Annotated in this window: 16 protein-coding genes; 4 read left to right on the plus strand and 12 right to left on the minus strand. The window is 37.1% G+C overall.

The window, feature by feature from the left end; genetic code table 11:
- Positions 1–155 precede the first annotated feature (155 nt).
- From atpB to helD, 8 genes are all read right to left on the minus strand, one after another.
- A complete protein-coding gene (gene atpB, locus LEUM_RS09130) occupies positions 156–881 on the minus strand; it encodes a F0F1 ATP synthase subunit A (RefSeq protein WP_002815631.1) in 726 nt (241 codons plus the stop codon).
- Positions 882–1,238: 357 nt separating this feature from the next.
- Positions 1,239–2,510, minus strand: a complete 1,272-nt coding sequence (locus tag LEUM_RS09135) for a uracil-xanthine permease family protein (RefSeq protein ID WP_011680437.1) — start codon at positions 2,508–2,510, stop codon at positions 1,239–1,241.
- Positions 2,511–2,636: 126 nt separating this feature from the next.
- Complete coding sequence (gene gpmA / locus LEUM_RS09140) at positions 2,637–3,350, minus strand: 2,3-diphosphoglycerate-dependent phosphoglycerate mutase (RefSeq protein WP_011680438.1); 714 nt, start codon at positions 3,348–3,350, stop codon at positions 2,637–2,639.
- A gap of 107 nt (positions 3,351–3,457) precedes the next feature.
- Positions 3,458–3,658 (minus strand): cold-shock protein, encoded by a 201-nt coding sequence (locus LEUM_RS09145; RefSeq protein ID WP_002815634.1) that lies wholly within the window; start codon positions 3,656–3,658, stop codon positions 3,458–3,460.
- A 178-nt stretch (positions 3,659–3,836) separates the two neighbouring features.
- Complete coding sequence (locus tag LEUM_RS09150; RefSeq protein WP_011680439.1) at positions 3,837–4,514, minus strand: DUF4811 domain-containing protein; 678 nt, start codon at positions 4,512–4,514, stop codon at positions 3,837–3,839.
- Positions 4,511–6,022 carry an MDR family MFS transporter gene (locus tag LEUM_RS09155; RefSeq protein WP_011680440.1) on the minus strand — a complete coding sequence of 504 codons (1,512 nt, stop codon included), beginning with the start codon at positions 6,020–6,022 and terminating at the stop codon, positions 4,511–4,513. Before LEUM_RS09155 ends, LEUM_RS09150 begins: the two co-directional genes overlap by 4 nt.
- Before the next feature lie 120 nt (positions 6,023–6,142).
- Entirely contained in the window at positions 6,143–6,832 is a 690-nt protein-coding gene (locus LEUM_RS09160) for a nucleoside/nucleotide kinase family protein (protein ID WP_010284953.1), read from the minus strand.
- The gene (gene helD, locus LEUM_RS09165) at positions 6,832–9,195 is read right to left on the minus strand and encodes an RNA polymerase recycling motor HelD (RefSeq protein ID WP_011680441.1); all 2,364 of its coding nucleotides are present in this window, start codon (positions 9,193–9,195) and stop codon (positions 6,832–6,834) included. The genes LEUM_RS09160 and helD overlap by 1 nt, the downstream gene beginning before the upstream one ends.
- A gap of 233 nt (positions 9,196–9,428) precedes the next feature.
- Between helD and LEUM_RS09170 the strand changes: the two genes are divergently transcribed.
- From LEUM_RS09170 to LEUM_RS09180, 3 genes are all read left to right on the plus strand, one after another.
- Complete coding sequence (locus tag LEUM_RS09170) at positions 9,429–9,848, plus strand: MarR family winged helix-turn-helix transcriptional regulator (RefSeq protein WP_011680442.1); 420 nt, start codon at positions 9,429–9,431, stop codon at positions 9,846–9,848.
- Entirely contained in the window at positions 9,845–10,768 is a 924-nt protein-coding gene (locus LEUM_RS09175) for a cation transporter (RefSeq protein ID WP_011680443.1), read from the plus strand. The genes LEUM_RS09170 and LEUM_RS09175 overlap by 4 nt, the downstream gene beginning before the upstream one ends.
- Before the next feature lie 124 nt (positions 10,769–10,892).
- Complete coding sequence (locus LEUM_RS09180) at positions 10,893–11,882, plus strand: phosphatase PAP2 family protein (RefSeq protein ID WP_010285341.1); 990 nt, start codon at positions 10,893–10,895, stop codon at positions 11,880–11,882.
- 74 nt (positions 11,883–11,956) lie between these two features.
- Here the strand turns inward: LEUM_RS09180 and LEUM_RS09185 are convergent, their stop codons facing one another.
- The gene (locus tag LEUM_RS09185) at positions 11,957–12,577 is read right to left on the minus strand and encodes a GNAT family N-acetyltransferase (RefSeq protein ID WP_011680444.1); all 621 of its coding nucleotides are present in this window, start codon (positions 12,575–12,577) and stop codon (positions 11,957–11,959) included.
- Between the two features lie 157 nt (positions 12,578–12,734).
- Between LEUM_RS09185 and LEUM_RS09190 the strand changes: the two genes are divergently transcribed.
- Positions 12,735–13,037, plus strand: coding sequence for a bacteriocin immunity protein (locus LEUM_RS09190; RefSeq protein ID WP_011680445.1), 303 nt, complete (start codon positions 12,735–12,737; stop codon positions 13,035–13,037).
- Positions 13,038–13,240: 203 nt separating this feature from the next.
- Here the strand turns inward: LEUM_RS09190 and LEUM_RS09195 are convergent, their stop codons facing one another.
- The 3 genes from LEUM_RS09195 to LEUM_RS09205 all read right to left on the minus strand — a co-directional run bounded on the left by LEUM_RS09195 (position 13,241) and on the right by LEUM_RS09205 (position 15,834).
- Positions 13,241–13,681, minus strand: coding sequence for a hypothetical protein (locus tag LEUM_RS09195; RefSeq protein ID WP_011680446.1), 441 nt, complete (start codon positions 13,679–13,681; stop codon positions 13,241–13,243).
- 266 nt (positions 13,682–13,947) lie between these two features.
- Positions 13,948–14,559 carry a helix-turn-helix domain-containing protein gene (locus LEUM_RS09200; protein WP_010277712.1) on the minus strand — a complete coding sequence of 204 codons (612 nt, stop codon included), beginning with the start codon at positions 14,557–14,559 and terminating at the stop codon, positions 13,948–13,950.
- 150 nt (positions 14,560–14,709) lie between these two features.
- Positions 14,710–15,834 (minus strand): M24 family metallopeptidase, encoded by a 1,125-nt coding sequence (locus LEUM_RS09205; protein ID WP_011680447.1) that lies wholly within the window; start codon positions 15,832–15,834, stop codon positions 14,710–14,712.
- Positions 15,835–15,846: the final 12 nt, after the last annotated feature.

The following is a 15,846-nucleotide window of genomic DNA, read 5'->3' on the forward strand; positions in this document are numbered from 1 at the left end:
GTAGCGCACACACAAGAACTATTTCAAGCGTGCGCATTTATACTATTTTAGATGATACGCTCTCGCGTTTTATAAGCAAACCAACTCGTGTTATAGAATCATTATTTACACAGTGCCTCTGTAACACAAATCTCATTTGCTTTGCAATAACACTCTTACTCGTTACCCGACAACTGTGAGATGAATACACCTGTCAAAATGACAAACACATATGCCTGAATACCACCGATGAAGAGTGAAAAGCCTTGCCAGACCATTTCAATCGGCAATGCCAGCACTGACCAGAGCCCATTAAAGTGCCCAGGCCAGGCCAAACTGTTAGCCACGAGCGTTAGTAACATTTCACCAGCGAAGATGTTACCAAACAAACGCAGTGACAACGTCAAGAAATTGGCTAATTGTTCAATAATATTCAACGGAAGCATCCATGAATATGGGGTGAAGAACATGTTCTTAATATAGCCCTTAAAACCAAGTTCTTGAACGCCCATACCGTGAGCAACCATCAACGACATAATTGCAAGCGTCATTGTTACAATCGGATCAGCAGTTGGTGACTTAATATAAGTCACACCATCGCCAAGCTTAAACTGTATTAGCAAGCCCATTTCGTTTGACACAATTACAAAGAAAAACAATGTAAATGCGAACAAACCAAACTGGCGCGCTTGCTTCTTTGTTAGCTGTCCATTCACGATACCGTTGGTGAAATCTAACAAATATTCGATTGCGTTTTGCCGTTTGTTAGGCTTTACACTAAGTTTGCGGGTTAACACAATTGAGACAATGATAACAATTGCCATAGCCAGCAACGTTGAAATAATCGTTGTCCAATCAAAGGTTAGACCAAGAAACTTAAACGTTGCCGTTGGGTCATCCATGCGCCTTCTCCTTTCTCATATAATTTGGCGAAATGGTCGAAATCGGCTATTCGTCATAACATAAAATATATGATACGCCTTTCATTTTGAAATTCAACTGTTTACCGCGATGTTTTTCACAAACTTTTTGTTTTCCTTAAGAGAAACGTTGTTAGTTAAGTTCTTCCGACCTAAATATAAGAATAATAACGTTTATCAGGATTTTTACATTATTTTAAATGTATACGTTTACAATTTCTGTTCGTATCACAAACTTTAACATTTTTATAGAATAGTAAATTTCAGACCAATGTTTATTGACTGTCTAATCATTAATAAAAAAGAACCGAATTTTTAACAAATTCCGCTCTCTATGATTTACTTTTCACTTGCAGCCACTTTTGGCAACACCAAATTCAATACAATGCCCAAAATAGTAGCAATGGCAACACCAGAAAAATCAACTTGTGTGCTTAATTGTAAATGAAAGTTTCCAATACCGACAACCATAATAGGTGCTGCAATCATTAAATTACGTTTCTTACTATAATCAACCTTATTGTCAACGATAACTTGCAACCCTGCAGCCGCAATGACACCATACAACATAAAGCCAACACCACCCGTAACAGCGCCAGGGATCGTCGAAATCAAAGCTGATAGCTTACCAACAAAACTAAAAACGACCGCAAAAAAGGCTGCTCCACCAATGACCCAAACTGAATAAACACGGCTCAATTGCATAACGCCAATGTTTTCACCGTAAGATGTTACCGCTGGTCCACCAATCAATCCAGCAACAACAGAAGCCGTACCATCCCCCGTTAAGGTACGTTTCAAACCTGGATTTTCAAAAAAATCAGTCCCAGTGATTTTTGACAAAACCATCAAATGTCCTAGATGCTCAGACAGCGTAACTAAAGCTAATGGTGCCATGCTCAGTACAGCCGCTGGATAAAAGACGAAACCATCTTTACCAATGAACGTCTCAAAATTAGGTAATTGGAACCAATGGGCAGAAGCCACAGGGCTTAAATCTACTAGACCAGTGATTAAAGCCACAATATAACCAAAGATAATTCCAAGTAGCACTGGCAATAGTCCTAAAAATCCCCTTAAAAACATATTAAAAGCAATCGTTGCCAGCAACGTAACCAACGCGACCGTAAACACACGAATATCATAATGTCCATTCATGGTAGTCGCTGAGGAAGCAGCAGAACCAGCTAGACTCAAGCCAATTACCATGATGATAGGTCCCACGACCTCAGCTGGGAAAATATGCTCAATCCAAGCAGTGCCAGTAAAAGTTACAATGAAAGCAACAACCAAATATACTAGCCCAACAGAGATAATTCCTTGCGCTACGGCTGGATAACCAACTGTCTTCAGCAAGGACGTCATGGGAATAATGAAAGCAAAGCTCGAACCCATGTAAGCTGGTACTTTACCACGTGTAATCAGTAAATGAAGCAGTGTACCGACTCCTGATGTAAACAGGGCTACTCCAGGATTGAGGCCAACGAGTAATGGCACTAAAACAGTAGCGCCGAACATAGAAAACAGATGTTGCAATGATAAACCTAACCATGTAAAAAAGGGTGGCTTATCATGTAAATCATAAATCGCATTATTTTGATTTTTTGACATAAGGGGGTCTCTCCTGCAGAATATACTTATTTTATTATAAACAAAATTCCAAAATAATGTCGAAAGATTGCATAAAAAAAGACACACTACTCAATCTATGAAACAGCATATCTTTTATGAATTAAATTACTTAGTTAATGTCTTTTTTGATACGACTGACAAATCATCAGCCAAATCATATACCAATGGTTGTCCGTTAGCAATTTCAACATTCAAAATGTCGTCATCTGAGATGTTTTCCAAGTGCTTAACCAAGGCACGCAATGAGTTACCGTGAGCGGCAATAACCACGTTTTTACCAGCTTTTAAATCTTTTGAAATGTCTGATTCCCAGAAAGGCAATACACGTTCCAAAGTAATTTTCAAGTTTTCACCCAATGGCAATTCACCTTCAGGTACATCGGCGTAGCGACGATCAAATGCTGGGTAAGTATTACCTTGTACTGTCATTGTTTCATCATATGAGTCCAACAATGGTGGCAAAACGTCGTATGAACGACGCCAGATGTGAACTTGCTCGTCACCCCACTTTTCAGCAGCTTCGGCTTTGTTTTGACCTTGCAATGCGCCATAATGACGTTCATTCAAACGCCATGACTTTGCTTCTGGAATAAACAATTGTCCTGCTTCTTCTAAAGCCAAGTGCAATGTTTGGATTGCACGCGTCAAAACTGACGTATATGCTTGGTCAAATTGAATACCTTCAGCAGCCAAAAGATCGCCAGCTTCTTTGGCTTGGGCAATACCTTTTTCAGACAACTTTGTGTCAATCCAACCATTAAACAAGTTTAATGCATTCCATTCACTTTGACCGTGACGGATTAATACTAACTTAGCCATGTGTGCTAAACTCCTTAGTTTGTGTTTAATTTAACGACTATATTATACCACGTTTTGGTGACACAAAAAAACACACAACTTATATAAGTTGTGTGTTCCAAAAGAAATTAACCCTTTGTGATGTTTGTTGCTTGCAAACCGCGGTCTGAAGTTTCAACGTCAAATGTAACTGCTTGACCTTCGTCAAGAGTCTTGAAGCCGTCGCCTTGGATTGCTGAGAAGTGTGCAAATACATCTTCGCCGCTTTCGCGTGTGATGAATCCGTAACCCTTTTCTCCGTTAAACCACTTTACTGTGCCTTTTTCCATGATATGTTTCTCCTTTGGTGTGCTCACCAAGTTTTATTGTTCGTAATTTAAATAATTGGTACTGAGCGCCTTCCGAGAAAAACAAATCAAAATCAAAAACTTTTATTACTCTTACAGTGTAACACATCCATAAAAATTAGCAAGTATTACGCATATTAATTTAAATCCTATGATGAAATCATTTACTATCTAGAGCTGCCTTAACTGCCTTAACCTGCATTTGCGCTGCTTTGTCAGGATCTTTTTGAGCTAATTCTGCTAATTGCTTTTGTTGTTCAGCAGCAGCAGCTTTTTCAGCATCTGTTTTAGGCGTCATTTTAGCAGATAGTGATTTTGCCTGAGTAGTTGTCAAGGCAATCCAGGTACTTGGTACTTGATAAATAGTACGTCGATGCTTCAAACTCTTATTATTATCAGCAATTCCAAACAATAATTTGTAAGTATTGTTTTTATAAACCCAACGTGTCGTTTTTGTGACCTTGTATGCTTTGTTTCCAGCGATACTTTCTCGTCTAGAAGTTGTTTTCAAATCTGGCTTTGCCACGAAAGTTTTCTTAGCATCGGAACTTGTTTTATAAATATAAACATTTTCTTTACCATTAGTTCCAACACCTTGATACAACAGCATACCAAATCCTTGATTAGCATCACCCGCTGTATAAATTTGCTGTTTTTTGGTCGTCGTAACTGCTTTCATACCATAATGATCGTGCATGTTTGCAACAATGCCAATCACAGAAATAATTAAACCGATAAACATAATCAGAGCGGTTAGCAAACGAATAACACGGTTTTCTAACATCATATTTGCTAAAAAGCCTAGCAGCGCAAATACTGCCATAATTAAAATAATCATTTTGACGCCTCCATCTTTGATGGTGTGTTTACCTTACCGCTGTGCAATGTAAATGCAATAATAACAGCTACAATGGCAAAGGATGCTGCCAGAAGAAATGAAGCATGAAAACCTTTCAACGTCGCATCAATCATTTTTTGTGCCCATTCTAACGGATCTTGCCCTTTTAAGGCAGATGATGGCTTATTATTATCTGTTACTGATTGCATCATTGAAGCCAAAATAGCTGTTCCTAGGGATGAAGCAATTTGACGCATTGTGTTGTTAGCTGCCGTTCCTTGTGCAGCAGTCTCTGGAGACAAAGCACCCATAGCTGATGCTGTTAGCGGCATCATAACCATGGCAATACCAAACATACGCAATGTGTAAAGTGCTGTGATATATATAGACGGCGTATCAGCGGTCATATAAAACAATGGTAGTGTGCCAATAATTAAAATAGTAAAACCAGTAATAGCTAAACGCTTAGCGCCATGCTTGTCATAGAATGCACCGGCTAATGGTGAAATAAGTCCCATCATTAATGCACCCGGTAATAATGTTAATCCTGAGTGCAAAGGCGTCATGCCACGAATATTTTGTAAGAAGATTGGCAGAATCATTTCAACCCCAATCATGGACATCATAGCTAAAGAAACCAAAATTGTCGTAATCGTGAACTGCCTATTTTTGAATACTGACATATCTAAGAATGGCTTATCCATTCTTGATTGATGCCACATAAATTCTGCAATAATTAAAATACCTGCTATTAATGGTAAGATAACCCAACCAAGGTCGCCCCAACCATGTGTTGATACCATGGCAAAACCGAATAGTAACAATCCAAACCCAAATGTCGATTCGATTAGTGAACGCACATTAAGAGAAATATTCCTAGTAGGTAAAACATCGTGGAATACAAAGAATGAGGCAATAATAACAATAATGACGACTGGTAAGTCAATTAGAAATATAGAGCGCCAAGAATTTTGTAACGTGAAACCCAGAAAAGTATGATCTTTCTCCAAAATCCACCCTGATAGTGTTGGTCCGATGGCAGGTGCCATACCAACAACTAGACCACCCAAGCCCATGGCTTTTCCACGTGACTCTGCATCAAACAGCGTCAAGGATACGACCTGCATCAGAGGCATCAAGACACCAACTGCCATTGCTTGTAATACACGTGCAACCATTAGTAACCAGAATGCATTTGTTGGTGTCATAAAGGCCAAAAAAGTTCCGGCTGTAAATAAGCTCAACGCTGATAAATAAAGCGTTTTTGTGGGAATTCTTGTCGTTAAGAAGGCTGAAACCGGCACCATAATACCGTTAGCCATTAAGAATATGGTCGTCAACCATTGTACGGTAGAGGCATTAACATCAAAAGCCTTCATCAGTGCTGGTTGTGCTGTTCCAAGTGAGGTCTGCATCAGCATCACCGAGAAGACACCAACCAATAAGACGAGCATCATAGCTAAGCGATTGACGCTTTTACCATGTGTATCTGTAATTGTATCTGACATGTGTAAATCCTTTCATTCGATTCCTGCTTTTTACAGAAAACACTTTGATACTATTTAACTTCAAATGCTTATTTTACGCTTTAACAAAAAATTGTCAACATAGTTGACAATAAATAACAGTTATTTTAATTCGATGTCAAAAATACGGTGTTGTTTATCAAAATGAACAATCATGTCAGCAAGTGATTTCGTGGGTAAAATATACTGATCCAGATTTTTTTGATTAGTGTTTTCCCAAACTTGCATAACTAACTGAGTAAATTCGTCGATCGGCATTTTGGCGTAATCATAACGCCAACTAGAGGGATCATCCTTGGCTAAAGCTGTGACCTCAAGCGTTCGGGATAGATACCATTCTTTGATATCTGCCAAATCAGCATCTATATATATTTTCAAATCAAAATGTTTGGGTGGTAACTGCAAAGCAACAACACCCTCAACGATTAGGATATTAGGTAATTCAATAATTTGTGTCTCGTTTGGATGAATATCCGCAAGTTCCTGTGTATAAACTGGAATATTGAGTGACTTTTCCCCCGCACGAAAGCGCGTGATAACTTTTTCCAACAGATCAAGATTGTATGTCTGTGGAAAACCTTTTTGATCAAATAGACCACGCTCATGGAGTTCATCATTAGACATTAAAAAGTCATCAGTGCTGATGACTGTTGTTTTGATATTCTGTTGGCTAAGCTTATCAGCCAAATCATGTGCAAATGTGCTTTTACCGACGGCCACAGAACCTGTAATACCAATAACCATAAATGGCGCAACGTACTTGCTTTTAATCAAATTATCTAGATCAATCATTATCGAACCTCATAGAGGTTTTTTGACACATTATTTAGTAGCGGTGTCGTAGCCCTTTCTGCAATAATTGTCAGGCGATGCATAGCTCGCGATGAAACAGTATACAATAGACGGCGTTCACTATCTTCCTTATACCGTGTTTTATCTGCATGCCATATGATAACGGCATCGAATTCTAGTCCCTTAGCAAGGTATGATGGCACGATAATAACACCTGGAGCTAGCCGCTGGTTTTCTGATTGAATCAAAGTAACTGTTTTGTCATTAAGCGTTTGTGACAAAGCTTTTGCATCGGCCAATGTTTTTGTAATGATTGCTGTTGATTCTTGTTCTTCAGTGTTTTCACGCAATTGATTTTCTAGCAATTTCAGTAGTTCGTTCTCATCTTGCCCAATATAGACTACCGGTTTCTCACCATCTCGATTAAACGCGTCAATGTTTTGACCGTCTATCAAAATTTCTTTTGTAAAATCTGTAATTTGCTGTGTAGAACGATAGGTTTGCGTTAGTTGAACATTTTCAACACGCTCTGGCGCAAATAAAGTTGCAAAGTCTTCCCGTAAATGGCCAGCATTATCCTTTGTAAATATAGCTTGGTTCAAATCTCCTAAGACCGTGAACTTAGCCAGTGGAAAACTAAACTTCAAGAAGGCAAGTTGGAATGGTGTATAATCTTGAATCTCATCAATAAACAAAAAGCGAATATCACGTTCACCATGCTTCCCTGTGATTAAGTCATAAAGATATAAATAAATCGTTGTATCAGCGAGGGACATTTGATGATTCTTTAAATTGCTAATCACTTGTTCAACATGTTCACGCCACTCATCATTTGAGATGCCATACGCAGATAAATCAATATATTTGTGAGCTTCACGTAGAAAATCCACAAATTGCGCATTAATATTTAAAAAGCGACTACGTCTAATTTGTTGTGCCAAAGGTTTTAAGGCACGCGTTACGATTTGTTTAGCCAAGAACTTCCTTTCAGCTTTTTCACTAGAAAACTCACGTTCTTGCTCACCTTGACCAAGTTGCGTACGTCGTGTAACAGCCGCAGCATCAACCTCTTCATTATCCCCCATGCGCACACGACCGGCACCCACTAGTTCATCATATTCCTGCTTTGACAGATTTTCAATTTCAAGATCAACCCAATCTTTACGCATTTCTGTGCCAAGACGACTGCTCAATATTCGCATCAACGTATCTCGCGTTGCTTCCAAACGTTGGCTGAGTTTGTAGTTCTCATTGTATTGATAATAAATTTCAGCAATACGCTCTTTGGGAATCAATGGTTCATCACGAAACACAATACTACGTAACTTCATTCCACCACGATTTAAACTGTCAGCATATGCTGCGACAGCTTTGAACATCATTAAGCTACCTTTAGCAAGAGCAATTTTACTATCGGTTTTGTCAATTTCAAAGCGTTCTTGCAATGTTTCAACAGCAATTTTTGGTAAACGACGTGAAGCATATTGATAAAATGTCATCTGTACCATGTTTTGCTCGCCTAATTCGGGTAAAACTTGATCAATGTAGTCATTAAACAGTTGGTTTGGGCTAAACAAAATAACTTGTCCACTAGTTAGTTTTCCGCGGTAACGGTATAGCAAATAGGCAATACGTTGCAAAACAGCAGCTGTCTTACCTGATCCAGCTGCTCCTTGGACAAATAATAAATCGGCGCTTGTATTACGAATGATTTTATTTTGTTCTTTTTGGATGGTAGTGACGATTGATTTCATCTTCGTTGACGACTCACCATTCAGCGCGTTCATCAACATTGCATCACCAATCGCCTCTTCCGTATCAAACAAGGTTACAATGATACCATCTTCAATTTGAAATTGGCGTTTCAGCGTTACATGCGCCTTTTGCGAGCCATCAGGTGTCAAATATTCAACATCCCCAATACCACCATCATAATAAATTGATGCTACTGGTGCGCGCCAATCATAGACATAATAGTTGTTCTCATTATCGCTAAAAGAGCCAAGCCCAATATAAATTGTCTCTGCTTCGCCACTTTCACTGACTGATTCACTAAAATCTATACGCGCAAAATAAGGTTTTTTAATTTGCTTGGTTAATGTTTCAAATCTTGCTTCTGCTCGTGTTTTTGAACTTTCACGTTCAGCAAGCATTTGTTGCTGCTGACGTACTGACATGGCTGTTTCGACAATGCCAGAATAGGTGTCTGTTTTTAAACGTACATCTCCCCAGCTTTTTGATACATCATTAATATTCCGATTAGAACGCTTTATCTCAGCTTCGGTATCAATCAACGATTTTTTCATTTTCTTGAGGGTTTTGTTTAAATACTGCGTTTCAACTTGTTTAATTTTATCGTTCAAAATGCGTCTCACTCTCTTGATTTCAATGTAATAATTATACGCTTAGTAATTTCAAATGAACAGTAAAATGAATAATGAAAGTACGATACCATTCGAATAAAATAAAATATCGCATATAACTTCCGATAAAATAAAGTATAATTCAGTTGACAAACTAAATAATTAAGGATATGATTAACAAAAGTAATTACCTTTGATAACTACTTTTGTTAATCATATATTGGAGGAAGTATATGAAACCTATAAGCCACATCTTCTCAGAATTGTACGATAAAGTATTGTTGCAATACCAGCAACAGTCTGATAGCAACGAACGCTTTCCTAATCTGTCTTCAAATGATGAATATTACATTGATCTCCTATATACATTGGAAAATCCAACTGTAACTAGCTTTGCGGATAAGGCAAAAATATCCAAACCCGCTGCTACTCGAATCATTCATCGCTTTGTTGCAGAGAAATATTTAGTTAAACGACCATCAACAGTCGACAAACGGACATCATACTTAGAATTAAGTGCAGAAATGAAAATAAATTGCGAAAAAAATCGTCAATTATTTGATCAGGTTTTTCTAGATTCAATTTCTGTATTAACTCCTGAAGAACAAACAGTGTTACACAAGATTATGTTCAAGATTAACGAGAAAATATGAATCAAAAAAATATTGAACAGCGTAGTCTAGTCATTGGTTGTATATGGCTTTTTGCAATGGGGGTTGCAGCGCTTACAGCATATTTTTCAACACGACTAGAAGCATTATTTGTTGATGCATACTTTACTTTAATCACACTAACCACTGGTCTTTTATCTATTGTCATCTCAAAAATAAGTACACAAGTTAGCAAACGTTTTCCAAATGGTCTGTTCGTTTTGGAACCGCTATATGCATTTTTTCAGTCATTATTGACAATTGTACTATTGTTGATTTCATTAATGACTGTCAGCTCAAAAGCCTATCAATACTTTGTCTACGGCCACAGGCAACTTTTAAATATTGCCCCTGTCATACCGTATGAGATTGTGATGGTTATTCTATCATTAACACTCTCATGGTTCTATCAATTACAAAACAAAAAAATCCACAATATCAGTACACTTCTATCAGCTGAAACAAAAGGAGCGATGATTGATGGTGTCATGTCAGCCGGAATTGGGGTCGCTGCATTTTTCATCCTATTCATTGATAAAAAGTCCCCATTAAGCTTTCTTTTATATACTGGAGATTCCTTTATTACAGTGATTATTGTTTTATTTATTATTAGAATCCCGTTGCGTATAATGAAAAATGCTTTGATTGAGATTAGCGGCGGCCTAACACAAGATCAAGGGATAAAATCATTCATTGAAAGAGCCATTCAAAGTCACCTAACAACCGATTTTTCAATTGATGATTGCAAAATCTATAAGGTTGGTATGTCTTTTAAAGCTTGTATATCTGTTAGCAGTCGAACAGATATGGTCGATACCAAAAAATTGACAACCTATAAAAAGAACATCTTAAATGACCTCTCTCGTAAAATTTCTTTCATAAATATTATCTTTATCTATTCAAACATTGGGGAAAAAAGTTAATTTTTATTTCTAAAAAGCTGCGGTTACGCAGTTTTTTGCATTCTATAAGAACCCTTTACATAACTTTGACGATATAACAATATCTATCAAATATACTAAAGTTATTAATTTGGAGGACAACATTATGCAATGGGCTGCTAGAACTACTAACGTGAAACTACCGAGTGAAAATCAAAGTACATTTGAGACCACAGACAGTGAAAAAAAAGTACTTACACTGCTTCTAAGCATTGGATTCGTGACTTTATTGTTCGCTACATTTTTTGATAAAAATGTCACCTCTGCAGTAATGGACCAGAATTCTATATTTGGTAATATTTTCCAAAATTACGCTGATCAAGGCGCAGGAATTGTTTTATTCACTGCCTTTGAGATCATTGCCTGGACAATATGGCGACGCGTTCAGGGAAACATTTTGAAATATGTTATGACAGGTGGCGCTTTGATATTTGCCTTTAATCAAATGCTAGCGATATTGCAAGATATGTTGAGTTACACGTATTCCATGCTCAATAATTTATCGAAAGGAATTCCCATGGGCGTTGCAAACAATACTTCGGCAGTGGCAAACTATCCTGAACCGCTTCGTTGGAGTGCAGCCATTATCTTAACAATATTACTGTCATTTGTATTCTTTAATTGGCTTAAAGATAAAAACAACGCCGCTATTAGCTATCTACTCAATGCTGCTTTAATCGGAATTGCCGTTGTTTTCATCGCACAAACAACAATCGGCGATATGAAAGCATTGTGGGGACGCTTTCGACCCTACGAAATGACAACCATTTCCGGAAACACAATGAGTGAATTTACACCTTGGTATCATTTGAACGGTGTGAATGGTCATAACTCTTTTCCTTCTGGTCACACAATGTCCGGCTGGTTATTTTTATACTTAACTTTCTTTGTTCCTCGAGGAAATATTAGTTTGCAAAAGAAAATGACAATTTTTGGGATTGCAATGGGTATTCTTACCGGTCTTAGTCGCGTACGGATTGGTGCACATTGGCTAAGTGATGTTACTGTGTCAAGCATGTTAGTCGGTCTCATCATCTTCATGGCGAGTCGTTTATTAACAGCACATTTTGTTGAAACCCGCTCCTCGCTGAATTAAGATAATCGCTATTAAGAATCGCTATGAAAATAAATCACAGCAGTTCTTTTTATTTTCGCTCAAATAAAATTTTGTTATCCAATTGTGTACTCGTACTTAAATACCCAAGTATCATTGACTTGTCCGAATGAAGTAAAAGACGACCTAGTGACCTCATTAAAGCCATTTTTCTGATAAAAAACACTGTTGATTGCTGTATTAGTAATCAAACATAGATCTTTACCACCTCTTTTTTCAACCATATCAATAATTTGTGATATCGTTCTTGAGCCTATTTTCTGGCCTTGATATTTTGGTGAAACAACCAATGTATCTATGTACCAAAAATTTTCAAATTCTTCAGGCATGACATCATCTGATTGAGATAGATTTTGCATGATACGTCCGGCTATTTTAGGAGAACATTTAAAAGGTAGTTGCCATCCACCGACCTTAACATACGTCCAAAAACTAATCTGGTGCTGTTGTGGTGCTTTCAAAATAAAGGAAGCAACTATCTCTGACCCTTCAACACAAACGAAACAATCTTCACGCCTAATATTCGCTAGCGTATTTAAATACAATAAAAAATATAGTGCTTGCTGTAATTGAGACTTGTCAGTTGAGACATTAAATAGAGGATAATCATGGAAAGCATCATATGTCAATTTAGTAACATGATCCAAGTCTTCCAGCGTAGCTGTTCTAATAATCATTCTATTCTCCAATATTTTTAAAGTAAACTGTAGTTTATTATCTCATAAACCCAACAAAGTGTCGTCTTTAAAAATGAGATTATTGACAGAAAAACACTTTAGCGTAATAATAGCATTAATTAAACAACGTTTATTAATTGAGGGGAATTTTAAAACTATGCAAAAAGATGAAAAAGTTGAAACCATGTTGGATCAAATGAGCGTCGCCTTTTCTGATGAGGATGTTAAAAATCAACCAGAACTACGAGAAATGATTTTCAATTACGCACAGGAGTTGACTAAAACGCAAAATACCGGCTTAGTGGCTACTAAAATGGTTAAATCTCTTGTTCAATACTATTGGATAACAAAAACTCAATTACCCGAAGCAGCAATCGAACTTCATCATCAAATCAAAAGAGATGCCACCGTGTACGACGGCATCGCGATGTCTGCCATGCTGTTACCTGTATGGTTCTAATTGCTTGGGTCATTTATCGTTAGCTTAAAATACAAAAAGCTTCTATATAAATACTGACTGCTTGATCAGTTATGCATTTATACAGAGGCTTTTTTACGTTTTTAATTTTTTCACCCAAATAGCTTACCTACACAAAAACAGATAGGCTAATTTACTGCTCATTATCAAATTGCATCTTTGAAATCAAAAGGCAATCGAGTTGTTCACTTTTTTAATATTTTTGCCCAAAAGCCTTTCGATTTCTCTTTTTGCAATTCATTTTTTAAGTTATCAATTTCTGATACAAACTCAGAAGTGTCTGAAACTTCAAGATACTGCTGTTCCTTTGCATCAATTTTATGTTGTAAATCAAGAGAGAGCGTTTGTTGCTGGTCGAGTAATTTATGAAGTTGTTTAATTTGTTCATCTTTTGTCTTGAGTTGTTCTGACAAAGTCTTGACACTTTCTGAAACAGCATCAGAATGATTATTATCAACATTTTCAGGCATTGACTCGAGATTTTTTAGTTCTTCCTGTGTAAATTCACGCTGACTAGGATTGATGTTCCAAGCCTTTGCTCTCCTATAATACGTAGCTTTACTAATATCAAGTTTCTTAAGAATACTTGTTAATGTTTTGAATTCTACTTTTTCACTCTCAGCCATTGTCTGATACCTTTCTGATAAACATTGAATACTAACAGTATACCTTTATCTTGAAAAATAGGAAACAGAAAACAAAAAAGTCCCTTTAATAAAAAGCTTTAAAAAACTATCTACTTAAAAGTTCTAAATGCCGTTGTTCGAAAATGGATTAATTGAGTTGCGCGGTCCAAAATTTTTCTTGTCATACTTTAAATACTGATCCTCACTACCTATATTACTGCGATACAAAGTTGGTACTTGGTCCTTTGTAATTAATCGAGCACGTTTCACGTAGGATCCTTTATGCAACACAACAGCATATTATATCCCTTAGGAATAGTTCCAACTTGAAACTTCAACCACTCTCCCGCACCAAAAATGTCACTATATACATAAGCATCTACTGGTTGGGGCATATCCAAGACCACTTTTTTAGTCGTGGTTTTTCCATTCGCATCTGTGCTTTGTTGTGTTCCCCTAACTTTCTTAGTGGCAACTTTTTCAGGTAGCAGTGCGTAGCCATACGTTTCTTTTAGAAAGGGATTAAACCGGTCAATTAATTGATTTTGTGTCGCCCGCCCATAAGTTAATATAGCGATAAAAAATAAAAACGCACTTGCTAAAATAGCTAGTTGCCACACAATTTTCTTGTATCTTTTTCCCGCTGTCAGTTCCTTATTAATGCTATCAATCATATCTGTCCCCTCTTCTTTTAACGTTGTATCCAAAGAAAAACCTAAGTAATCACTCAACGTAACCAACATATCCAAACTCGGATAAGTATCATTATTCTCCCAATGTGACACCGTTTGCCGCGTAACATGCAATTCTGTGGCCATTTGTTGTTGTGTTTTATTTAATGCTAATCTACATTCTTTTAATTTTTGACCGAGCTCCATGTCGCTTCCCCTTTCATAACAAACTTAAGTATACGAAATTGTCACGTAAAGATCGAGCAAGTATTCTTTAACATGTTGATATGAGGGCATTTCAATACAATGATAGATAAAAAGAATGTTCAACTCATATTGAGTTGAACACTCTTTAAATTAATTCTCGACGGTTAATTCTTCCAAAGTAACCGGTGCGTTAGTTAGTAATTTATAACCATCTTTAGTTATCAACACCGTGTCTGAATGTCGATAACCGCCTTGACCTTCAAAATAAATTGCTGGTTCCACCGATACAACCATATTTTCTTTCAAAACTGTGTCATTACCTAATGATAAAGTTGGCTCTTCATGGTTATTTAATCCGATGCCATGACCAGGTCGATGAAGAATGTTAGCCGTAAGATGCTGGTCAATAAGGTAATCTCGCACTTTTGTCTCTACTTCAGATGCCTTAACACCAGGTCGCAGCATATCGAGCATTATATTTCTAGCCGTCATCATCTGATTAAAGTGTAATTCTTCTTCTTTTGTTGGTTTCTCCATGAAGAAGGTACGTTCACATTCGGCAGCATAGCCCGCTAATCTAAACACAGCGACGTTAACATTTGGTCCATGATCAACTGTTGCCGCCATATCAGGAATACTATGAGGCATGAAACTATAAGTTGACGGCCATACACCGTTTGTTACTCTATTTGTGAGACTAAAATTATCCGCGATTTCTTTACCAACTACCTTAAACGGAAGGTTATAAAGGTCTATCACTTTGGAGTCGTTATTCACTTGGCCTAACGTTGCACGAACCACTCGACTACATACTCTTGCAGTCGTTGAAATTTTGTCAATTTCGTAAGCACTCTTTATTTCACGTAACTTTTTGATTATATCATTTGGTTGCCAATCTACTGTCGGTGCCTTTGCAGTTATTTCTAAAAGCGCATTACTTTCGATACCAATTTTATCCAACCCGTCAAACTTTTTTGTAACCACCTCGTACCAGTTTTGACCAACTTCAGACGTAACATCAAAATACGTTTGAATATCATAATCAAAATAGTCAACATCAATATGTGATTCTTCTAATTTTGGTACCAGCATTAAAGGTTTCTTATCTGGATAAATAATTAAGAAAAACGGCCGTTGCTCAGGGCTATAATCAATATTGGTCAGATACCATATGTCCTCTACATCTGTTACTGCGTATGCACTTAACTCTTTTTCTTGCAAGAATCTTTGGCAATTTTGGATGCGGTTATTTATTTCATCACTGAGTATACTCATAATTTCCTTTTT

Source organism: Leuconostoc mesenteroides subsp. mesenteroides ATCC 8293 (assembly GCF_000014445.1).
Classification (GTDB): Bacteria; Bacillota; Bacilli; order Lactobacillales; family Lactobacillaceae; genus Leuconostoc; species Leuconostoc mesenteroides.